General features: G+C 38.4%; 24 protein-coding genes. 2 read left to right on the plus strand and 22 right to left on the minus strand.

From position 1 onward, the window contains the following. Nucleotides 1-23: 23 nt before the first annotated feature. From MLE14_RS03335 to MLE14_RS03345, 3 genes are all read right to left on the minus strand, one after another. Nucleotides 24-440 carry a hypothetical protein gene (locus MLE14_RS03335; protein ID WP_243296884.1) on the minus strand — a complete coding sequence of 139 codons (417 nt, stop codon included), beginning with the start codon at nucleotides 438-440 and terminating at the stop codon, nucleotides 24-26. An 87-nt stretch (nucleotides 441-527) separates the two neighbouring features. Next, complete coding sequence (gene scpB / locus MLE14_RS03340) at nucleotides 528-1,112, minus strand: SMC-Scp complex subunit ScpB (protein WP_243296885.1); 585 nt, start codon at nucleotides 1,110-1,112, stop codon at nucleotides 528-530. A gap of 13 nt (nucleotides 1,113-1,125) precedes the next feature. Continuing rightward, nucleotides 1,126-1,860 (minus strand): segregation/condensation protein A, encoded by a 735-nt coding sequence (locus MLE14_RS03345; protein WP_243296886.1) that lies wholly within the window; start codon nucleotides 1,858-1,860, stop codon nucleotides 1,126-1,128. A gap of 159 nt (nucleotides 1,861-2,019) precedes the next feature. Here MLE14_RS03345 and MLE14_RS03350 point away from each other — a divergent pair, with 159 nt between their 5' ends. Then, complete coding sequence (locus MLE14_RS03350; protein ID WP_243296887.1) at nucleotides 2,020-2,541, plus strand: DUF309 domain-containing protein; 522 nt, start codon at nucleotides 2,020-2,022, stop codon at nucleotides 2,539-2,541. A gap of 37 nt (nucleotides 2,542-2,578) precedes the next feature. Here MLE14_RS03350 and MLE14_RS03355 read toward each other — a convergent pair whose 3' ends face one another. The 13 genes from MLE14_RS03355 to MLE14_RS03415 all read right to left on the minus strand — a co-directional run bounded on the left by MLE14_RS03355 (nucleotide 2,579) and on the right by MLE14_RS03415 (nucleotide 14,165). Continuing rightward, nucleotides 2,579-2,926: a GNAT family N-acetyltransferase gene (locus tag MLE14_RS03355; protein ID WP_243296888.1), complete on the minus strand. Its 348-nt coding sequence runs from the start codon at nucleotides 2,924-2,926 to the stop codon at nucleotides 2,579-2,581. 297 nt (nucleotides 2,927-3,223) lie between these two features. Continuing rightward, entirely contained in the window at nucleotides 3,224-4,558 is a 1,335-nt protein-coding gene (gene lysA, locus MLE14_RS03360; protein WP_243296889.1) for a diaminopimelate decarboxylase, read from the minus strand. Between the two features lie 238 nt (nucleotides 4,559-4,796). Continuing rightward, nucleotides 4,797-6,263, minus strand: coding sequence for a spore germination protein (locus tag MLE14_RS03365; RefSeq protein WP_243296890.1), 1,467 nt, complete (start codon nucleotides 6,261-6,263; stop codon nucleotides 4,797-4,799). Further along, on the minus strand, nucleotides 6,250-6,825 hold the full coding sequence (locus tag MLE14_RS03370) for a stage V sporulation protein AE (RefSeq protein WP_243296891.1): 576 nt from the start codon (nucleotides 6,823-6,825) through the stop codon (nucleotides 6,250-6,252). Before MLE14_RS03370 ends, MLE14_RS03365 begins: the two co-directional genes overlap by 14 nt. 24 nt (nucleotides 6,826-6,849) lie before the next feature. Beyond that, the gene (locus MLE14_RS03375) at nucleotides 6,850-7,272 is read right to left on the minus strand and encodes a stage V sporulation protein AB (RefSeq protein ID WP_243296892.1); all 423 of its coding nucleotides are present in this window, start codon (nucleotides 7,270-7,272) and stop codon (nucleotides 6,850-6,852) included. Then, nucleotides 7,262-7,882: a stage V sporulation protein AA gene (locus MLE14_RS03380; RefSeq protein WP_243296893.1), complete on the minus strand. Its 621-nt coding sequence runs from the start codon at nucleotides 7,880-7,882 to the stop codon at nucleotides 7,262-7,264. The genes MLE14_RS03375 and MLE14_RS03380 overlap by 11 nt, the downstream gene beginning before the upstream one ends. 149 nt (nucleotides 7,883-8,031) lie before the next feature. After that, the gene (sigF, locus tag MLE14_RS03385) at nucleotides 8,032-8,790 is read right to left on the minus strand and encodes an RNA polymerase sporulation sigma factor SigF (protein WP_243296894.1); all 759 of its coding nucleotides are present in this window, start codon (nucleotides 8,788-8,790) and stop codon (nucleotides 8,032-8,034) included. A 12-nt stretch (nucleotides 8,791-8,802) separates the two neighbouring features. Beyond that, nucleotides 8,803-9,243, minus strand: a complete 441-nt coding sequence (spoIIAB, locus tag MLE14_RS03390; protein ID WP_243296895.1) for an anti-sigma F factor — start codon at nucleotides 9,241-9,243, stop codon at nucleotides 8,803-8,805. A 1-nt stretch (nucleotide 9,244) separates the two neighbouring features. Beyond that, the gene (gene spoIIAA, locus MLE14_RS03395) at nucleotides 9,245-9,595 is read right to left on the minus strand and encodes an anti-sigma F factor antagonist (RefSeq protein WP_097157479.1); all 351 of its coding nucleotides are present in this window, start codon (nucleotides 9,593-9,595) and stop codon (nucleotides 9,245-9,247) included. A 112-nt stretch (nucleotides 9,596-9,707) separates the two neighbouring features. Beyond that, nucleotides 9,708-10,880: a D-alanyl-D-alanine carboxypeptidase family protein gene (locus tag MLE14_RS03400; RefSeq protein WP_243296896.1), complete on the minus strand. Its 1,173-nt coding sequence runs from the start codon at nucleotides 10,878-10,880 to the stop codon at nucleotides 9,708-9,710. Between the two features lie 128 nt (nucleotides 10,881-11,008). After that, a complete protein-coding gene (locus MLE14_RS03405) occupies nucleotides 11,009-11,443 on the minus strand; it encodes a GtrA family protein (RefSeq protein ID WP_243296897.1) in 435 nt (144 codons plus the stop codon). Beyond that, complete coding sequence (locus tag MLE14_RS03410) at nucleotides 11,412-12,449, minus strand: glycosyltransferase family 2 protein (protein ID WP_243296898.1); 1,038 nt, start codon at nucleotides 12,447-12,449, stop codon at nucleotides 11,412-11,414. The genes MLE14_RS03405 and MLE14_RS03410 overlap by 32 nt, the downstream gene beginning before the upstream one ends. Nucleotides 12,450-12,482: 33 nt before the next feature. Next, nucleotides 12,483-14,165: a DUF6044 family protein gene (locus tag MLE14_RS03415; protein ID WP_243296899.1), complete on the minus strand. Its 1,683-nt coding sequence runs from the start codon at nucleotides 14,163-14,165 to the stop codon at nucleotides 12,483-12,485. Nucleotides 14,166-14,407: 242 nt separating this feature from the next. On the opposite strand from MLE14_RS03415, the gene galU reads away from it, so the two are divergent. Continuing rightward, complete coding sequence (gene galU / locus MLE14_RS03420) at nucleotides 14,408-15,268, plus strand: UTP--glucose-1-phosphate uridylyltransferase GalU (RefSeq protein ID WP_243296900.1); 861 nt, start codon at nucleotides 14,408-14,410, stop codon at nucleotides 15,266-15,268. Nucleotides 15,269-15,457: 189 nt separating this feature from the next. On the opposite strand, the gene MLE14_RS03425 is transcribed toward galU, so the two are convergent. The 6 genes from MLE14_RS03425 to spoIIM form a co-directional block, all read right to left on the minus strand. Then, nucleotides 15,458-16,762 carry a pyrimidine-nucleoside phosphorylase gene (locus tag MLE14_RS03425; RefSeq protein ID WP_243296901.1) on the minus strand — a complete coding sequence of 435 codons (1,305 nt, stop codon included), beginning with the start codon at nucleotides 16,760-16,762 and terminating at the stop codon, nucleotides 15,458-15,460. A gap of 14 nt (nucleotides 16,763-16,776) precedes the next feature. Beyond that, on the minus strand, nucleotides 16,777-17,958 hold the full coding sequence (deoB, locus tag MLE14_RS03430) for a phosphopentomutase (RefSeq protein ID WP_313897594.1): 1,182 nt from the start codon (nucleotides 17,956-17,958) through the stop codon (nucleotides 16,777-16,779). Between the two features lie 147 nt (nucleotides 17,959-18,105). Continuing rightward, entirely contained in the window at nucleotides 18,106-18,999 is an 894-nt protein-coding gene (gene xerD, locus MLE14_RS03435) for a site-specific tyrosine recombinase XerD (RefSeq protein WP_243296902.1), read from the minus strand. 5 nt (nucleotides 19,000-19,004) lie between these two features. Continuing rightward, entirely contained in the window at nucleotides 19,005-19,235 is a 231-nt protein-coding gene (locus tag MLE14_RS03440) for a YqzK family protein (RefSeq protein ID WP_243296903.1), read from the minus strand. Between the two features lie 250 nt (nucleotides 19,236-19,485). After that, nucleotides 19,486-19,932 (minus strand): ferric iron uptake transcriptional regulator, encoded by a 447-nt coding sequence (gene fur / locus MLE14_RS03445; RefSeq protein ID WP_097157469.1) that lies wholly within the window; start codon nucleotides 19,930-19,932, stop codon nucleotides 19,486-19,488. 116 nt (nucleotides 19,933-20,048) lie between these two features. Continuing rightward, nucleotides 20,049-20,705, minus strand: coding sequence for a stage II sporulation protein M (spoIIM, locus tag MLE14_RS03450; protein WP_313897595.1), 657 nt, complete (start codon nucleotides 20,703-20,705; stop codon nucleotides 20,049-20,051). Nucleotides 20,706-20,830 lie beyond the last annotated feature (125 nt).

The raw sequence follows: 20,830 nt of genomic DNA on the forward strand, positions 1-20,830 counted from the left end.
TAATTCCTCCTAAATGAATGATTTCATGGCTGTTTTATAAATAATATGGGAGAACGGACGGTTGCTTTCTTATTTGTACAAAATTCACTAAACATTTTTTCGACTTGCTCCCAGTTTGTTTGTCTGAATGCTTCTACTAAAGGGGTATCGTCATGGAGATACACTTCTTTTTTCCCGATTGCCTCTGGATTTGCCATTAAATAAATCCAAGCAGCAAGATCACGAATATAACAAGGTGTGTTCCCTGAAATAAATAAGGGCTGTCCAGAATAAGGTATTTCTTCTATGATTATCTCTTCGAAGTACCTCACATAAAGCAATTGAAAAGTATTTTCCTTATTATTGTCTATGTACGTTACTATACTTCTTGAAAAGCCATCCTCTGGGGAATTAGGTAGAGCCTTTTCCAATTCCACCCCGCTAAGAGCTACAATATCCAAACCAATTCCTCCTTCCAGGCAGACAGAACTATCATCTTGGTACTTTATCCTATTCTACCATAAGAAAAAATATTTTTGTCTGAAAAATCAAACATCTAATCTTTCTTGGAAGGTTTCAAAAAAGAGATCAGCTTCATTTTGAACATCTTGATCATCAATATCATCTGGAAGTTTAGGCAGTTCGTTTAAATCCTTTAAACCGAAAACATCTAAAAATGTCTTGGTTGTCCCATATAGATAGGCTCGTCCGGTTCCTTCTGCTCTGCCGCATTCTTCTATTAATCCTTTAGCCATTAGTGTTTGTATAGGACGTTCTGTTTTAACTCCCCGAATTTCTTCAATTTCAACCCTTGTGATAGGCTGCCGATAGGCGATAATAGCGAGTGTCTCAAGTGCAGCCTGCGAAAGAGAATGTTGACTTGGAGATTCCACTAACTTCTTTAAATAATCCGCAAATTCCTTTTTCGTTACTAACTCATATGTATCGCCAAATTGTACAATGGTAAGGCCGCCATTGGACTCGTCATATTCCCTTTTCATCTCTTGGATAAAGGTTCGAATTTCAGATTCGGGCTTTTCAAGAACTGAAGCAATCTGTTTACAAGTCAGTCCTTCGTCCCCTGCAGCAAACAAAAGACTTTCAATAATTCCATGCCAATTCACAAACATCATCCTTCACCCCACCTTACACAGCTAAAATAAATAATTCCGAAAAATTATCCTGCTGCTGGACGGTAATTTCATTTCGTTTTAACAGTTCCAATAAAGCTAAAAAAGTAACAACCACTTGAGATTTATCGGAATACGGAAACAATTCACTGAACGGCTTTTGAAAAGATGGATGCAGCAATGCTCTGATGTCATCCATTCTTTGCTCAATTGAAATATCTTGTCTTGTAATTCTTGTTGAAAGCGGCCGCTGCAGCCGTTTTCGTCTTAATAATTTTTGAAAGGCTGCAATCATATCATACACACTGACATTCAAATCCGCTGTAGCCGTAATTTCTGTTTTCTCGTATTGAGATAAATCGATAGGCGGCCTTGTAAACATAAGACTTCTTTCCTCTTCTCGGTCTTTAAGCTCCTTAGCCACTTCTTTATATTTTTTATATTCGATCAGGCGTTCAACTAATTCTTCCCGCGGATCTTCTTCGTACTGATATTCATCGTCTATCAGCAATTCCGGATCTTGTTTCGGGAGCAGCATTTTACTTTTAATGGCAAGCAGGGTTGCTGCCATCACTAAATATTCACTTGCCACATCCAATTGAAGCTCTTGCATCGTATGAATATAAGACATGTATTGTTCTGTTATTTCTTTCATCGGGATATCATATATATCAATTTCTAGCTTTTGAATTAAATGTAATAATAAATCAAGAGGTCCTTCAAAAGCATCAATTTTCACTAAATATTCCATTATACTCACGCCTACTTGTATATTTCAAAAGAAACTACCCTTAAGTATAGAGGATTCTTCCCTTTACTCCAATAAAAAATTGATTCAATTAAAGATTTCCTGCTTTTTTGGAAACGTGGTACCCTAGTTAGAGAAGAATTTTTAAAAGGGGGAGTTCCCTTGTATCCATATAGCTATATATTATTTTTATCATATTTTCACGGCAATCGGGATTATTTTGAGTGTCATGAAGTGTTAGAAGATTATTGGAAAAGTCCAGAAGGTCATTCTGAAAGAATCTGGGTAGGATTAATTCAGACATCTGTAGGATTTTATCACTACCGGCGAGGAAATCTTACTGGGGCCAAGAAAATGTTTGAAAAATCTATCAATACACTAAAGCTGGAACAGGACGCTATAGAGAAGCTGGGACTTGATGCCGAACGTTATTTTAATCTGCTGGACGTACAAATCAAAAAAATTGAGAGGAACGATCCTTATGAAAGTGTCAATCTTCCTATAGTAGATGATGAGCTTCTGGCTGAATGTAAAAAAGTCTGCCGAGAGCATAACTGGACATTTGCTGAAGCAGCAGCTCTTCCGCCAGCTGAAATTATCCACAAACATAAAATGCGTGATCGCACAGAGGTTGAAGAATCTAGAAAAGAAGCAATTAAACGAAAAAGAAAGAGCTCTTTTTAAAGACTCTTTCTTTTTTGGTTAAATCATACGATATCTGTTATTCTCCAGTACATTTTGCGTAAAACGATGAGGTCAGATCATTTGCCGTTATCGTGAAGTTTGGATACATTTCCCGTAATGCCTGTATCATAGATTTTCCGATTCCTTGCTCGCGGTGAGACGGATTAACGGATATATGCTGAATTTCCAGTGAATTCTCCTGTTTAATAACACCAATGAGCCCGATAATATCCTCGCCTTCCTTCCACAGGAATAACTGCCACGATGGATCGGTTTCATAGGTTTTAATTGATTGTTGAAGCTTTTTAACATCTTTTTCATTTGGCATAAAAGATAATAAGCCCATCGCAATCTTTTCAAAATTCTTTTTATAGCGAATTAACATTAAAATCCCTCTTAATCTAAAAAACCTTTTTTTGTATAAAGTATTTCCATTTACTGTTAAATTATACTAAGAAAACCATAGATTACTTCCCATTATGGTACCGTATAAATGAGGGAGTTTCAACCTGGATTATTTTAGAATATACATTAAATAGATGCCTGCCCATACTAAACTCCCAAAAAGTAAACTAATAAATAAAATAATTTGTTTTTTTCTCAACTTCCATCCACCTGCACATTCAACTGCATCATTATTTATGTCCCTTTGCCAAGTTTACTTTAAGTGAAGGTAACTTGTTCAGTCAAGTGTTTCCACTTTTTTTCGGGAAAAAGGCAAATCTAGTTTGATAAGGTCTTCATAGGTTTCTCTTTCAATAACCAGCTGATCTTCGCTATTCTCAACAAAAACAACTGCTGGCCTTGGAATTCGATTATAATTATTAGCCATGGAATATCCATAGGCACCTGTACAAAAGACAGCTAAATAATCACCAGGATTTGCCTGCGGCAAAGGCAGATCCCATATCAGCATATCTCCCGATTCACAGCATTTTCCGGCAATTGAAACCACTTCAGTGGTTTCATCGTTCATCCGATTTGCAAGTGCTGCTTCATATTTAGCTTCATATAATGCAGGGCGAATATTATCACTCATTCCGCCATCTATAGCCAGATACTTTCTTATTTCTGGGACAATCTTTTGAGAACCAATTTTATACAGCGTAATTCCGGCATCACCTACAATGGATCTGCCTGGTTCAATCCATATCTCTGGCTGGCTTAACCCTTGCTCCCTAACTTGATCCATAACCTCTTTCATCATTTCATAAATATATTGGCTGGGAGGAATGGGATCATCGTCTTTTGTATAACGAATTCCGAAGCCTCCACCCAGATTAAGGACCTTGGCTTCAAATCCAAAGCTGTCCTTCCAATCTCGAAGTTTCTCCATGATTTTTCTGGCAGCTAATACAAAACCAGTCGTTTCAAATATTTGTGATCCGATATGACAATGTATCCCTAAAAGCTCAATGTAATCACAAGTTAATGCTTGACGCACGGCATTTTCAGCCTGCCCATTTTGCAAATCAAACCCGAATTTTGAATCCTCTTGTCCCGTTAAAATATAGTCATGGGTGTGTGCTTCAATTCCTGGTGTCACCCGAATTAAGATCGACATTTTTTTCTGTCTTTCGTTCAGTAATGAAATCAGTCTGGATAATTCATATTCATTATCTACCACAATACAGCCAATCTCGTATTCTAATGCCATCAATAGCTCTTCATCGCTTTTATTGTTCCCGTGAAAATGGATTTTTTCAGGTGGAAATCCCGCAGCGATGGCAGTATAAAGTTCTCCTCCTGAAACAACATCAAGGGACAGTCCTTCCTCATGGACAATCTGAATCATTCCAATACAAGAAAAAGCCTTGCTGGCATATGCAACCTGATGGGATATGCCTAGCTTTTTAAAAGCCGATTGAAAATCACGAGCTTTTTGTCTTATTAAGCCGACATCATATATATATAAAGGGGTTCCATATTTTTCTGCTAATTCTATCGTATCTAAACCATCAACTGATAAATGGCCTTTTTCATTAACTGATTGATTTCCATATAAATAATGCTTCAATATACATTCCCCGCCTTTTTAAAAACACGAATAGCCATTGTGTCTTTAACCCGTTATTGTAATAAAATTAACTTTACCACACTCATGAATCGGTATCAATAATCAGGATATACAAGTCTTTCTTTCCATTATTTTAAGTTTAAAATTATTAAATTGAACCATTGAAATATCACAAAAACAAAAAAAGGCTATCAAAAGAGGCAAAAAATGATTTTTCCTCCTCAGATAGCCCGACTTATTAAGGCTGCTTACGAACATTCCTTGGCTGGACAATGCTTGGCCTAATTTTGGATCCAGGCACTGACCGTCTAATCGCAATTTGCATAAATGCACCTGGATTAAACGGCAACAAGGGCCAGAGATAAGGAGTATTTAGAGAACGGACACTTGCTAACGCTAATAAAGTTACAGTGAGTCCTATTACAAATCCATAAGTGCCAAATAAGGAAACGGCTAGCAACAAAGATAAACGTACTAATTTATTTGCAACACTTAATTCGTAGCTTGGTGTAGCAAATGTACCAACAGCTGCAACTGCCACATAAAGAATCGTTTCAGGTACAAAAATCCCTACTTGTATCGCTATTTCCCCAATCATGACAGCGGCGATTAAACCCATTGCTGTTGAAAGAGGGGTAGGGGTATGTATAGCAGCAATCCTTAAAAATTCGATCCCTATATCAGCTATAAAAAGCTGAAGAACTAACGGCACATTACTTTGTTCATTAGGTCCGATAAAAGCTAAGTTCTCTGGCAATAGATTGGGTTCAAGAACAAATAAAAACCATAAAGGCAACAATACAATAGATGTAAAAATCCCAATAAATCGGACCCAGCGGATGAACGTTCCGACTAAAGCGGATTCTCTGTATTCTTCAGCATGCTGAACATGATGAAAATAGGTAGTTGGAGTAATAATGATACTTGGTGAAGTATCTGTATAGACTAAGACATGTCCTTCGAGCAGGTGAGTTGCCGCTACATCTGCCCGCTCTGTATATCGGACTAATGGAAAAGGGTTGTAACCTTGTTTAACAAGGAATTCTTCAACTGCTTTATCCCCCATTGTGGTTCCATCTATTTTTATTTGCTGCAATTCTTTCCGAATAACCTCAACTAAGTCCGGATTCGCGATGTCCTTAATATAAGCAATCGAAACATCCATTTTAGACCGTTCGCCCACTTTGATCATCTCAAAGCGAAGTTTTTCATCTCTAATTCTTCTTCGAGTAAGTGCAGTATTAACAATAATATTTTCGACAAATCCGTCACGGGATCCTCTTACTACTTTCTCTGTATCCGGTTCTTGAGGCTGTCGGCCGGGGTAAGCACGGACATCCACAATCAGTGCTATTTCCGATCCTTCTACTACAATGCTGATTAAGCCGGAAAGAACCTGATCCACCATTTCATCTATTGTTTTTACCGGATCAACCGATTGATGGACAATCCGATTATAAATCACATCATATGCATCAGATCTGGATTTTTCGTGATCATTTATCTCAACCAGCTGATCCATGATATCTATTATATATGCTGAGTCACATAACCCGTTTACATAGTAAACATGGACATGCTGTTTTAATATTTTTACTTTCCTGACCCCTAAATCAAAGCTTGTTCCAAGGCCAACACGTTCCTTCATATATTCTTCCAGTTTATTTAAATTCGCTGGTATCGGATGTTTTTCATTTTGGGCCATTGAAACCGCTCCTTTCTAGAATGATGTCGACTGCTTTTTTTGTAATCGGGGATCCGATTTTATAGGAATCCTTTCCTCCCATTTTTCCAATATCCCCAATTCCAACTATAATAGGGACATTAAGCTCGTCTAAGCTATAAACTGTATCACCATTAATTCTGCCCGTTTCCATCTCAGGTATTCCAAATTTATCAACACCGTAAGGCGTTAATTCCCCATTCTGATCAATACAGATATCCACTTTTGCCCATTCTGCCTGTTTCGTTTTGGAGGCAACGGCAATAACACCTAAAACATGAATACTAGGATGATTTGCGACGAATTTCAAAGCATTCTCACCTGGTCCCTCACCTAAGTAACCACTATCATCAAACATAACGAATACAGGTTCAGATGGAGCTTGATGGATTAACCCAATCAATTCCGGACCCGTTAAGACACTCGGATTGCCATGGGACATGGATATAGATCTGCCGCCAATTGACTGGGCAACAGATTCAATTGCTTTTTTTGCATATTCGTCTCCATCCGTTACGAGAATAACTGCTTTAGGCTGTGGCAAACGTTGCTCCTCCTTTATTAAGGGTTACAGATCCACAAAAATAATCCAATGAAATAGTGATCCTGATATTTTCCCCAAAACAATGGCCATTAATAATATGATGATTTTCTCATCTATGTTAATCCGTTTCGCGAGAATTGGGAAAACATTTAAAACCTCTGTCAAGGCTGCTGCCAGCATCCCTACAAAAATACCGCTGGCAAGGCCCAGGGGAATCGTAACAAACTCAAACATATGAAAAATCAAGTCTTGAAGACCAATCCAGCAAGCAGCTAGAGCACCAGTAACAACTGCCCATTCATAATGATGAATGTATTTCATTGTTTTTGTTAATTGCGTAAGTCTTGGAATGATTCCCAGTACAGTTAAAAATGCGACAAAACCAGCTCCGACCGCTAGTCCTCCTGCAAAGCCGATAAAAATAACAAGAGCCAGTTTAATCATCATCAATATTTTTCATACTCTCTTTATTTTCTTTTAAAGATATATATCGATCTAAATCCTGCTGATAATTAAACATTTCCACTTCTAGAGGACTAGGTTCTTCATTAATTCTCTTTTTAAAGACATGGTTAAAAAATAGGATCATTCCTAAACCAAGACCAAAGGAATAGGGAATTTGAAAAAGAAGGGGTTTTTCTACCTCTTCTCCAGTTATCATGGTATAGATTTTTTGCTGGACAATTTGCATGCTGACATCCTCATGGAAATTCATAATGGTTAAGGCTGCACCGACAAATAATAGGAACCAGACTAAAATAAAAAGGATTTTAGAAACCCTTTTTTTGCGAAAAATGATTTCTACGATTGTTTGCGTTGGCCCAATTGCCTGTACATCAATTTGCGGGAACTCTTGGAGAATCTTTTTAATAACCTGCATTACATCAATAATGACAATATTGTTGTCCTCTCTTTTGACCTGATATACCACAAGTTTTTTTATCTGCTCGAGAAGTTCTTCAGGGGCAATGACTTGTGCTACATCTCCTACTATAACCCGTTCATTGGGACGTACTTGCAGGCGATGTCTTAAGCGAATATAAATCGAATTTTCCATCCGACACACTTCCTCGAAAAAAGTTTCCCTCTATTGGTAGTATGGATCGTCGCACGTTTTTCATGATGTCCAATAATTAGTAACCCGTTTATGTTCATGACAAATGCGAATCCAGGTTTGGGTAAAATAAAAGAACCGAATGAACTGATTTAATCGTTCATTCGGTCCTTCATTTGCTGTAATATTTTCTTTTCAAGCCGGGAAACCTGCACTTGGGAGATTCCTAATCTCGCAGCAACCTCTGACTGCGTTTGATCTTTAAAGTATCGTAAATACACAATCAACCGTTCTCTATCATCTAAATCGCGAATGGCTTCTTTTAATGCTAATTTATCAAACCATAAATTCTCTTCCTGATCAGCAATTTGATCGAGAAGAGTGATAGGATCTCCATCATTTTCATAGACTGTTTCATGGATGGATGATGGGGATCTGCTTGCTTCCTGTGCCATAATTATTTCCTCAACGGATATCTCTAAGTGCTCAGCAATTTCACTTACTGTTGGAACTCTTCCATTTAATTTCGAAAGTTCATCTTTGGCACGTCTGATTTTATTCCCTAGTTCTTTTAAAGATCGACTCACCTTAACAGTTCCATCATCACGGATAAATCGCTGAATTTCCCCGATTATCATAGGAACAGCATACGTTGAAAATTTCACATCATAGCTTAGGTCAAATTTGTCTACAGATTTTAACAGGCCAATACAACCAATTTGGAAAAGATCATCTGGTTCATAGCCGCGATTCAAGAAACGTTGAACAACTGACCATACTAGCCGCATATTTTTCTGTACAATCGTATCTTTTGCCTCTTGTTCACCTTTTTGCGCTCTTACGATTAAATCTTTTACTTCATGGTCTTTTAAATAGCTTTGGGTTGTGTCAATCTTTACCTCAACATCCATAAGCAAGACTCCTTAATTGCACAGCGCTTTGCTTTTAGCAAATTGCTTTTTCATGCGAATGGTCGTCCCTTCTCCTGGTCCTGACTCTACCTCTACTTCATCCATAAAATTTTCCATAATGGTAAAGCCCATACCAGAACGCTCAAGCTCAGGCTTGGTCGTAAACAATGGCTGTCTCGCTTCATTGATGTCTGAGATTCCGACCCCCTCATCACGAATCATAATCTCACAGGCTCCATCCTCGATTGTTACAGAAATATAGACCATTCCATCCGGGATATTTTCATACCCATGAATGATTGCATTTGTAACAGCCTCAGACACGACAGTCTTAATTTCCGTCAGTTCATCCAAAGTAGGATCTAACTGCGCAATAAATGAAGCGACTGTCACCCGTGCAAATGATTCGTTTTGACTTAGAGCACTAAATTGAATATGCATTTCATTTTTCAAGTTACGCCACCCCCAGTTTTTCTAAAGCAAGAGCTTCATTGGTCTCTTGTCTAATTATTTTAAATAAACCGGACATATCAAACAATCGTTTTACAGCTGGGGAGATGGCGCATACAACCATTTCGCCGTGCATTTGTTTTATTTGTTTGTACCGTCCCAGAATCACTCCGAGTCCTGAACTGTCCATGAAGGTAAGCTCTTGGAGATTAAGGACGATATGGCGGATCCCATACTTTTCAATAGCTCTTGTAGTCTCCTCTCTAAGCTGTTCAGCCGTATGATGATCCAATTCACCACTCAAGCGAACACATAAGACTTCTTGTACAACTTCTAAATTAATCGAAAGACTCACTATAAATTGCCTCCTTCTTGAAGGTATAGAAAGTCTTTCGTCATTTTTTAATTATTCTCCTGCAAGGAGACAAAACTAGTGTTCATTCGAAGAAATATCCAAAAATATGACATCAGTTTGCTTTTGCAAAATGGCCAAATGTCCGTTTATATAGCGTCCACCAGCTTGCTTTTTCAACTGAATCCTTTACAACCAATGGACTTTCAACTAATACCTTTCCATTCTTTACAAGTGATAAGGTCCCAACCTCGTCTCCCTTTTGCAGCGGAGCCCTAATCTTATCATTGATTTCGATTCTCTTTTCAACATCATCTACTTTTTCTCCCTTTCTGGTTAACAGGGAGATGCTTTCACTTGTTACAACTTCTACTTTATTATTTTCACCTTTTGAAACGGTAGCTTTAGCTATCACTGCGTCTTTTTCATACATTCTATGTGTCTTATACTTGGCGAAGGCGTAATCAAGCATTTTTGAAATTTGCGCATTCCGGTCCTTAGGCGTTGGTGCACCAAATACTACCGCAATGACCCTCATTCCATCTCTTTTTGCCGTTGCCGTTAAACAATATTTGGCTTCATTGGTATAACCAGTTTTTAAACCATCCACACCATCGTAAAATTTAACAAGACGGTTTGTATTGACAAGCCAAAACTTTTTATCTGTATTTTCTCTTAAATAGGCTTCATACATGCCCGTGAATTCAGTAATTTGTTCATATTTTAAAAGCTCTTTAGCCATGACAGCCATGTCCCGGGCAGTGGAAAAATGATCTTGGGCAGGCAATCCTGTTGTATTGACGAAATTGGTATTTTTCAAACCAAGTTCTTTTGCCTTTTCATTCATCATCTCTACAAATTCTTCCTCGGACCCTGCTATATGCTCTGCCATTGCAACGGATGCATCATTCCCCGATCCGATTGCAATTCCTTGAAGCATCTCTTTGACGGTCATCTCTTCCCCTGGCTCCAGGAAAATTTGCGATCCTCCCATGGAAGCAGCATGTTCACTAGTGCGAACCTTTTCATCCAATGAGATCTTCCCGCTATCCAACGCTTCCATGATTAATAACATGGTCATGATTTTAGTCATACTAGCTGGAGGCAATTTCTCGTCAGGATTTTTTTGATAAAGTATAGTTCCCGTGTCTCTTTCAATTAATATCGCTGACTTTGCATTTTCGGCCAAAGCAAGCGTCTCTTCGCTTTTTTGATTGGCTAATGCTGGAGTTGATAACGAACTAAAAATTAACAGGATGCCTATTACACAAGATAACGAACGTCTCATTGTATCCCTCCAATTAAAAGTAGAGTTGTCTTTTCCTTAGAAATACTCAGTTTCCATTTTTTCCAGACAATCTTTTTTTATACAGGATTTTCCTAAATTTAAATAAACAGTCATACGATAAAACCTCTTCACGACATAGGTGAAGAGGTTTTCACAAAGACAAGATATTTTTGCCCGAAATAATTGATGATCGTATATAAACCCATCCCTAATAAAACCGCGAGATTTTCTTTAGAAACGGGAAGCAGGAGGGTTGAGTGCATCTGGCTGGCAATTTCCTGACTTAAGGAGTAAGAGAGCAAATAACTGACAAAAATGATAAAGACAAACCTGGGTATTCCTCTCCGATACGTTATATCGGATTGAAAAGTAAAACCCCGATTCAAAAAGAAGCTAACTGCTGCACCAACACTATTACCGATAAAAGTTGAAACCCAGTACGATAATCCCAATCCATTCAGCAATAGCATAATCACTGAAAACCCTACAATTGTATTAGCGATTCCTACCAGAAGAAATCGAATAAAAGAATTAGTTCGATTCAGGTATTTTACTAGATACAATCGAATATAGCTCATCCTCTTTCATTTGAAGTTGCCTCGCGCTAATCGTTTTCTGAATAGCAAATGAATCATACTCCACAATAAATTTCGGCCTGCGCTTCGTTTCCTTATATACTTTTCCAATGTACTCCCCAACCAGCCCTATTGCTATAAGCTGTAAACCGCCGATCAGCCAAATTGATGTAATTAGAGACGTCCATCCAGTAGCTGTATGTCCGGTAAATTTTAAAAATAAGAAATACGCACCAAATAATAAACTTACAAAAAACGAAACCATTCCGATAAATAAAACAAGTCGAATTGGTGTAACGGAGAATGAAGAAATTCCATCAAAAGCAAAAGCGATCATCTTCTTTAACGGATATTTTGTCTCGCCAGCCATCCTTTTTTTTCGATCATAATGAACAACAGCTGATGGAAAGCCAATGAGCGGAATGATTCCACGCAAGAAAAGATTTGCTTCGTCAAAACGCTCAAGTTCTTCTATTGCCCTTTTACTCATTAATCGAAAGTCCGCGTGATTAAAAATAAGATCTACTCCCATTTTTTTCATGACCGAATAAAACAGTTCTGCTGATTTTCTTTTAAAGAAGGTATCCGAATCACGACGATTGCGGACGCCATACACAATTTCATTCCCTTCGATAAATTTTTCGATAAATAACGGAATAACTGAAATATCATCCTGAAGATCGGCATCAATCGAGATCACACAATCGGACACATCTTTTGCAGAAAATAGACCCGCTAATAAAGCATTCTGATGCCCTACATTTCGTGATAATTTTAAGCCTCTAACATAATTGAATTGTAAGCTTGCTTTTTCAATAATGGACCACGTCTTGTCTTTGCTGCCATCATCAACAAATAAAATTTTGCTATTCTCATCAACTATGGAGTCTTCGATCATTTTCACCAATAAATCCTGAAGTTGGCTTATCGTGTCTTTCAAAACTGCTTCTTCGTTATAACATGGGACTACAATCGTTAGTACAGGTTCAGTCATAATGCTTTTATTCCTCCCAAAGCTGTCACTGCTTTACGTTTCCATTACCCGGTACAGATAAATCTTCCATGCGCTTTCTTTTGATGTAAAAGTTTGTTCTAAAACAAGATGATTATCAGCTGCATTTAATATCGGAATGCTAGAGAAAATAAAGGATCCTCCCAATCCTTGAAACGCTGTCATGTCCAATTGCAGATTGGTCAGTTTAGCTTTTGAGTTTTTCTTAAACATATAGTGTTTACCTAACTCATCTGTAAACAGATAACAGCGTCCTCCCCATTCGTCAAAATATTCCTTTATGGTTTTATTTTTAGCTAATTCCTCTGCGATTATTTTCCTAAATTGATATTTATATGAGAGGGGATAGAAATTATTGTACGTATCTAATGTATAAAACCCATTATACTGAGCGATGGCTGGATGAATGCCGATACTGGCGACCCGGTATGTTTCAGGTGGCAGACCGATAAATTCTTTAATATCGTTAAATAATTCAGTTGCATAAAATTCTTTTACGGATGGTTTTTTATGGTAAACAATCTCATCATTAAACATTCCCAATACAACGAGCTGAAGGCATATAATAGCTGCCACCATGCCTCTATTAAATACTTTTTCTTGCCAAAGAATCTTTAATGCGATAGCAAAGCTTACATAAATAATAAGTGGCCTGAGAAAATGAAATCTTGCAAAGTTAAAGGTATCCAAAAAATGAAACCGTTCTGTCAGTGGGAGCCATCCCTTATAAAACCAAAAAGCATACCAGGCTGATAGAGCAAAATTGATCATAAATAAGTACAAAAATGGTTTCTCCTGACGCCACAATCTTTTATAGAAGACAAGAATCAGTGCCATTAGGATTACAGGTAAGATAAATAATCCATGTACGGTCATCACATGGTTGTGACCTAAAATGAAATTTTTAAAAGTGAGACGGATGACTCTCCAAAGAGGCAGCCTTGCATGAAAATATTCGTCTCTACTGTTTGGTTCAGTCGAAAATAGAAAGGATGCTACAAGACGATACTCAACTAAAAGAAACATCATCGTCATAAGAACAATTGAAAAAAAGAACTGCCAATTCCACCCTTTACCCCTGATTACGTCCCATCCCCATAAGAGCCCCATCGCTGTTAAGAAAAAGAAAAAGCCTAATACAAAGCTGGAGTAAAACGGAAGCAATAAAAGGACGGCAATGTTTTTCCAGGAATACTCGTTGTTTCGAATATTTAAAAATGCCCATAATGCCAGGGGCATCCCTAAGGTACTTAACATTCCTGATGGCCAAAATGGGGTCAGGGCAAATGTCAAAGCAACGCCTACTCTGATAAGAGCCCATTCCTCTTTTTTCAAAAAATGTTTTTTTAAAAGCAGGTACATTCCCCAAAATGCGATAAATCTTGTTATAGCCTGACTAAGTCCATACGCCACCATCGTTGGGAAAAATGCATAAAGCCAAACAATCCCGGAAAATTCTGAGGCAAGCGCATTCCGCGGTAGCCCATTAATTACCTGGGGGATTGTTGCATTAATGCTGCCAAATATTTCTCCGCTGTTAATCAGCACCTTGTACCAGGCTATATTAGAATCCAAATTATCATGAACTCGAATGTGTGCGTTTTCTCCTAAAATAAATAAGGGGGATAAATACAGAAGAATAATGACGAACGAGAGGAGAATCAGTTTTCGTTCATAGTTAGGATTAGTTAAAACCACTGTTTACACCTCTAAAAGAATCTTTACAAACGGGACACAACCCTATGTTTTACCATAATGAAAGTTCTATTCCTTTTTCTCCATCTTTTTTAATTATTTCTAGAAAGTAGGATGTTCGGGATAAGGGCAAGCTTCTGTGCATACACATAAATCGATATGAAACTATGACTATATGAAAAAGATGCAGTAATTCGTTTTAAAAAGAGATCCGAGAACGAGTGATATCAGAACGGGGGGAGATTATGATAAAAAAAGCCGTTATTCCTGCTGCGGGCCTTGGCACCAGATTTTTACCTGCCACAAAAGCACAGCCTAAAGAAATGCTGCCTATTGTCGATAAGCCTGCGATTCAATACATAATCGAGGAAGCCGTAGCTTCAGGGATTGAAGATATCATTATCGTAACAGGGAGAAATAAACGGGCCATTGAAGACCATTTTGATAAATCAGTTGAGCTTGAGCTTATTCTGCAAAAAACCTCTAAACATGAGGTTTATGAGATGGTAAAACAAATATCCAATTTAGCTCAAATTCATTATGTCCGGCAAAAAGAGCCGCTTGGACTGGGTGACGCCGTCTTTTGTGCAAGAAAATTTATAGGGGATGAACCATTTGCGGTGTTACTGGGCGACGATATTATCGACAGCGACGTACCGGCATTAAAACAAATGATTCAGCAATTTGAAATAGCGGGAAAATCAATTCTCGGCTGCGAGGATGTTCCTCGACACGATGTGTCAAAGTACGGAATAGTTCAGTATTCTCATAAGATTGGAGATCTCTACGGTGTTTTAAATTTAATTGAAAAACCTTCTGTTGAAGAGGCTCCTTCAACCCTCGCAATTGTCGGGCGCTATATTTTAACTCCAGCGGTTTTTGAGCAAATTGAATGGGTGAAACCTGACCGAAACGGAGAAATTCAGTTAACTGAAGCGATTGACCGATTGGTTGAAATTGAGCCTGTTCACTCTTATCTGATTCAAGGAAAAAGATATGATGTCGGCGATAAGTTTGGCTTTTTAAAAGCTACGATTGATTTTGCCTTGAAAAATCCAGGATTAAAGGAACAGCTAATACGGTATATACGGGAGAATGTTAGGTGAATGGATAAAGAGAGGGCATCGTCAAACGTTGATGGTGCTAATGATTTTTTACTGTGTTTTTTTTCAGTCCTGAACAAGGATATCGGAACTCACTTGTTTTTCCGAACTCAGCACACTCTTTTCCGAACTCTAATCAAATCAATATAACATAAAAAAGGTACTGCTCCACTAGCAGTACCTTTTCCATGCTTAATCTTTAACTTCCCCGTAAATAAGCTTTGGTTTTGCAATATCTGTTTTGGAGATTCGAATGCTTTCGTATAACTTTGCTTTTACATGATCCACATTTTCAGTGTTGCTGTAAATCGTTACGAGTGACTCGCCTTTCTTTACAGAATCACCGATTTTTTTTCGGAGTAACAGACCTACGGCCAAGTCAATTGAAGATTCCTTGGTTGCACGGCCAGCCCCTAGCCACATCGCTGCTGTTCCGATGGAATCTGCTACTAGCTCTTCCACAAACCCATCTTCTTTAGCTTCAAGCTCAAAAGCAAAGGAAGCCTGAGGAAGCTTTAACGTATCATCCACCACCGACGGATCTCCGCCTTGAGCCTGCAAAAATGTCTTAAATGTATCTAACGCGGCACCGGTTTTTAATACCTCTTTCAGCTTTTCTTTTGCTTCCTCTAAACTATCCGCCTTTCCTCCGAGGAATACCATATAACTTCCGAGAGTTAAACACAACTCTGTTAAATCTTCAGGACCTTCCCCTCTCAGCGTATCAATGGCCTCCTTTACTTCAAGGGCATTGCCAATCGCATACCCAAGCGGCTGACTCATATCGGAAATAACAGCCATCGTTTTACGTCCAATCTGATTCCCGATTTTAACCATGGCTTTTGCCAGAGAAAGAGAATCCTCCAGAGATTTCATAAAAGCTCCCGCTCCAGTTTTGACGTCTAAGACAATTGCATCGGCTCCCGCAGCAATCTTTTTGCTCATAATAGAGCTTGCTATCAGCGGAATACTATTGACTGTTGCAGTTACATCCCTTAAGGAATATAGTTTTTTATCAGCTGGGGTTAGGTTCCCGCTTTGTCCGATTACGGCTAATTTGTTTTGATTCACTAAACGGACAAATTCCTCATTCTCAATCTCAACATGGAATCCAGGCACAGATTCCAGCTTATCAATCGTTCCTCCAGTATGCCCTAAACCTCTTCCGCTCATTTTTGCAACAGGCACGCCTAATGTGGCAACAAGCGGACCTAATACTAACGTAGTCGTATCACCTACTCCTCCAGTTGAATGTTTATCAACTTTGATCCCTTCTATCGCTGAGAGATCAATCTGGTCCCCTGATTCTACCATTGCCATCGTTAAATCAGCACATTCTTTATCAGTCATTCCTTTAAAAAAGACAGCCATACAAAAGGCACTCATCTGGTAATCCGGGATTTCATCGTTTGTGAAACCTTGGATGATAAATTTAATTTCTTCCGTAGTTAGTTCGGCTCCGTCCCGCTTTTTTTGAATCAAATCCACCATTCTCATATCTATTCATTCCTTTATTTTAATTCTTTTAAGAAGCTCTTCCCATGTTTCGGCATCGTTACATTAAAGTTTTCCGCAACACTTGCACCAAGATCTGCAAAGGTTTCCCGCAGAGGCAATGGATTGTTTCCTTGAAGTGATGGCGAATAGACGAGCAATGGGACATACTCCCTGGTATGATCGGTTCCATGATGAACCGGATCGTTCCCGTGATCAGCCGTAATGATTAACAAATCATCTTGTTTCATTTTTTCTAAAACCTCTGGCAAGCGCTGATCAAATTCTTGGAGTGCCTCCCCATACCCTTGCGGATCCCGGCGATGTCCATACAAAGCATCAAAATCAACTAAATTTAGAAAGCTTAAACCGATAAAATCCATATCCATTGTCTTTAACAGTTCGTCCATACCATGCATGTTAGAGGTGGTACGGAATGATTGGGTAACCCCTTCACCATCGTAAATATCAGATATCTTTCCAATCGCTAAAACATCATAATCAGCGTCTTTTAATTCATTCATAACGGTCCGGTCAAATGGCTTCAATGCATAGTCATGACGATTTGCAGTTCTCTTGAAATTACCCGGAGTGCCAATAAACGGTCTAGCAATGACACGGCCTATCATATAAGGTTCATCTAAGGTTAATTGTCGAGCGATTTCACAGATTTTATATAATTCATCCAATGGAATAATCTCTTCGTGAGCAGCGATTTGCAGAACTGAATCGGCCGAAGTATAAACAATCATCGCACCTGTATCCATATGCTCTTTCCCAAGCTCATCAATGATGGCCGTTCCGCTCGCTGGTTTATTTCCAATTACGCTTCGTCCTGTTTTTTCTTCTAATTGTTTGACTAAGTCTTCTGGAAATCCTTCTTGGAACACTTTAAACGGTTTATGAATATGTAAACCCATAATTTCCCAGTGGCCAGTCATCGTATCCTTGCCTACAGACGCTTCCTGCATAATTCCATAGTTGGCCAATGGTTTTTCCGCTCTTTCTATTCCTTTAATTTCCCTAATATTACTCAGACCAAGCTTAGCCATATTCGGCATATGCAAGCCGCCCATATGCTCTGCAATATGCCCTAAGGTGTCAGCCCCCTTATCGCCAAATTCTTTAGCATCCGGAGCCTCACCAATCCCTACTGAATCCATCACAATCAGAAAAACCCTTTTATATGTATAACTCACTCTGTGTTCCTCCTATTACAGTCTTACGTTTAAATTACCCCGAAAAATGTGAATCATGATAGCATATTGATTTTATCAAAGTTTGGATTTAGGAAGAAAGTCCTGCTGTATTCCGTTAAAAAAGGCTCTTTGAAGGAGAGCCTGAACCTAAGCACGGGGATGAAATTGTTTGTAAACATCCTTTAATCTCGCTTTTGAGACGTGCGTATAGATTTGTGTTGTTGAAATATCAGCATGGCCGAGCATTTCCTGGACAGCCCGCAAGTCAGCCCCATTCTCTAACAAATGAGTGGCAAACGAATGCCGCAATGTATGGGGCGTAATAGTTTTTTCAATTCCAGCGGAAGAAGCAATTTGTTTTAAAATTTTCCAAAAACCCTGCCTTGTCAAACGATTTCCATGATGATTTAAAAAGAGCGCTTCTGACCTATTTTTACGATTAACAAGTTTTGGTCGCCCCTTTTCCAAATACTCTTCCAATGCTTCTTTTGCTTTAGAACCAAGCGGTACAATCCGTTCCTTATTCCCTTTTCCGATACATCGGACAAACCCTAGCATCGTATGCACATCCCCAATGTTCAATCCAATCAGCTCACTGACCCGAAGTCCGGTTGCATACAACACTTCAAGCATAGCTCTATCCCTTAAGGAAAAAGAGTCACCCTTGTAAGACGCACTTAGCAATGCTTCGACCTCGTCTAAATTTAATACCTTTGGCAGTGTTTTTTCTTGTTTAGGCAAATCAATATGTACAGTCGGGTCATGATCTAGCTGCTTTTCCCGCAATAAAAATTGGTGGAAAGAGCGGATTGAAGAAATATGTCTGGCAATCGTTTTCGAAGATTTACCTGAATCCTTTAAATGTGCCAAAAATTTCATTATGATTGGTCTTGATACATCCTTAAGCGAATCCATCTTTTCTATGGTTTGCAGATATTGGGTGTAAGCCCGTAAATCCCGATGGTACGATGTGATGGTATTATTGGATAGCCCTTTTTCAACCCTTAAAAAATGGATAAAATCCGCAACTAAGTATTTCAACCTGATTACTCCCCATGTAAAAAAAAGTATATAATTCGTTCATATCCGCTCAACATGACCGGATCATCTTTTGTTTCAAAAACCTTAACTGCTGCACCATCCGGTTCATCATACTTTTGATAGTTTTGATATTCCTGATGTACCCATATCATACCATAGTAAAATAAAATCGTGCATAATGTGAATAGCAGAAAAACCTTTAATGTATTCAAAACGAGCCTGATCCATTTTTTCATTAGCTTGTCCTCCAGAAACACAGAGTTTAAGATCGCGGTAAGGCAGAACTCTATTAATAACAACCTATGCCAATAGAGGATGAAAATATACGTCTGGAGGGGATGAATTGTGGGAAGAGCCTTATTTTATTTTTGATTCTTGCTGCAGCTGGAAGGTTACCATCTAATTTGGAAAGCGAAAATCGAATATATATTGGCCTTGAAACGCAAAAAAACCCTTTTCCGTATCCGAAAAAAGGTTTTATGTAGCCTATGATTCTTCTTTATGGCATCTGTGGCAAATTCCATGAAAGGTTAAACGATGATCTTTTATTTTAAAATTAAAGTCGCGTTCCACAATTTTTTCCACGTCTTCGAGGAGGTCCTCCTGGATTTCATCAACAGATCCGCATTCGATACATACGAGGTGATGATGAAAATGAGTGGCTCCTTCTCGTCTCAGGTCATATCTGGATACCCCGTCACCAAAATTAATTTTGTCGACAATCTTTAGCTCGGTTAGCAATTCAAGTGTCCTATACACGGTTGCCAGACCTATTTCAGGGTATTTCTCTTTTACGAGGAGGTACACATCTTCTGCACTCAAATGATCCTCTTCATTCTCTAACAGCACTCTTACCGTTACTTCCCGTTGTGGCGTAAGTTTATAGCTGGCAGAATGAAGCTGCTCTTTTATTCTCTCAATTCTGCTTTCCATCACTTGAACCTCCCTCGCCCATGTCTACTATATTATATCAAAAGGTTTGGAAGATGCAAAAGAGAATTATTCTAATCTGTATAAAAAATTTATTATTAGATGATATTAATTATTATTTAATATATATTATCAACTAATCTTTCCATGAAAAATGGCGAAATAAATGCCTCGGTTGCAGCTGCACCTACCAATAAACACAATGCAGCCACAAATGTAAGAATATATGATGAAAATAGCGGTGCGATGGGCTGATGGATTTGAACAAACTGCCTTTTCACAAGTTTAAATGACAGCGTGATCGCCATGACCGCCATCATGATTAAGACGGGAACGGTGATTAAGTTTTGCGGCAATACGGAAACGAATGAAAGAAAAAAACCTTCCCAGTTCAGCTTATACACTAAAAATCCGACTGTAAACCCAATCACTACTCCTTTCATAAACAGGATAATCAGAATAATAGGAACCCCTATTATAGACACACCTAATATAAAAATAAATAGAATAAGCTTGGCATTATGGAAAAGACTTTGAAAAAACATCTCTCGGCCATTTGCTGTCTCCCCTTCTATCACGGTCCCGAAAAATTGGTTTAAATAATAGAAGAGATCTTCCTTCTGGGAAAAAGAAAGACTATTAACTACGATGGCTCCAAATACGATTCCCATTAAAAATAATATCGTTACAAACAAATAAATAGAGGAATGCTGCTTTAAATGAAAAGCAAGAGTGGTTTGCTGCATCTTACGGCTAAATCGTTTTTTCATCTTCATTTTATATATGGCCTCCTCTTAAACACTTACTTAATCGTATGAGCAAATCTAGTTAAGTATTCCATGTATCAAAAAAAAATAGAGTTGCTAGATTGTGCCAATTTCAGTAAAATAGCTAGAAATCT

The sequence above is a fragment of the Bacillus litorisediminis genome, from assembly GCF_022808645.1.
GTDB lineage: Bacteria > Bacillota > Bacilli > Bacillales > JC228 > Bacillus_BF > Bacillus_BF litorisediminis.

What these genes read in the sequence shown, in the direction of transcription:
- spoIIM (WP_313897595.1), bottom strand. Translation starts at nt 20,705, where the DNA reads ATGAAGATGAAAAAACGATTTAGCCGTAAGATGCAGCAAACCACTCTT.
- MLE14_RS03380 (WP_243296893.1), bottom strand. Translation starts at nt 7,882, where the DNA reads ATGGAAAATTCGATTTATATTCGCTTAAGACATCGCCTGCAAGTACGT.
- MLE14_RS03410 (WP_243296898.1), bottom strand. Translation starts at nt 12,449, where the DNA reads ATGACTGAACCTGTACTAACGATTGTAGTCCCATGTTATAACGAAGAA.
- galU (WP_243296900.1), top strand. Translation starts at nt 14,408, where the DNA reads ATGATAAAAAAAGCCGTTATTCCTGCTGCGGGCCTTGGCACCAGATTT.
- MLE14_RS03400 (WP_243296896.1), bottom strand. Translation starts at nt 10,880, where the DNA reads ATGAGACGTTCGTTATCTTGTGTAATAGGCATCCTGTTAATTTTTAGT.
- MLE14_RS03425 (WP_243296901.1), bottom strand. Translation starts at nt 16,762, where the DNA reads ATGAGAATGGTGGATTTGATTCAAAAAAAGCGGGACGGAGCCGAACTA.
- MLE14_RS03355 (WP_243296888.1), bottom strand. Translation starts at nt 2,926, where the DNA reads ATGTTAATTCGCTATAAAAAGAATTTTGAAAAGATTGCGATGGGCTTA.
- MLE14_RS03365 (WP_243296890.1), bottom strand. Translation starts at nt 6,263, where the DNA reads ATGGCCCAAAATGAAAAACATCCGATACCAGCGAATTTAAATAAACTG.
- sigF (WP_243296894.1), bottom strand. Translation starts at nt 8,790, where the DNA reads ATGGATGTTGAGGTAAAGATTGACACAACCCAAAGCTATTTAAAAGAC.
- fur (WP_097157469.1), bottom strand. Translation starts at nt 19,932, where the DNA reads ATGGAAAGCAGAATTGAGAGAATAAAAGAGCAGCTTCATTCTGCCAGC.
- MLE14_RS03440 (WP_243296903.1), bottom strand. Translation starts at nt 19,235, where the DNA reads ATGAAAAAATGGATCAGGCTCGTTTTGAATACATTAAAGGTTTTTCTG.
- MLE14_RS03375 (WP_243296892.1), bottom strand. Translation starts at nt 7,272, where the DNA reads ATGATGATTAAACTGGCTCTTGTTATTTTTATCGGCTTTGCAGGAGGA.
- MLE14_RS03345 (WP_243296886.1), bottom strand. Translation starts at nt 1,860, where the DNA reads ATGGAATATTTAGTGAAAATTGATGCTTTTGAAGGACCTCTTGATTTA.
- scpB (WP_243296885.1), bottom strand. Translation starts at nt 1,112, where the DNA reads ATGATGTTTGTGAATTGGCATGGAATTATTGAAAGTCTTTTGTTTGCT.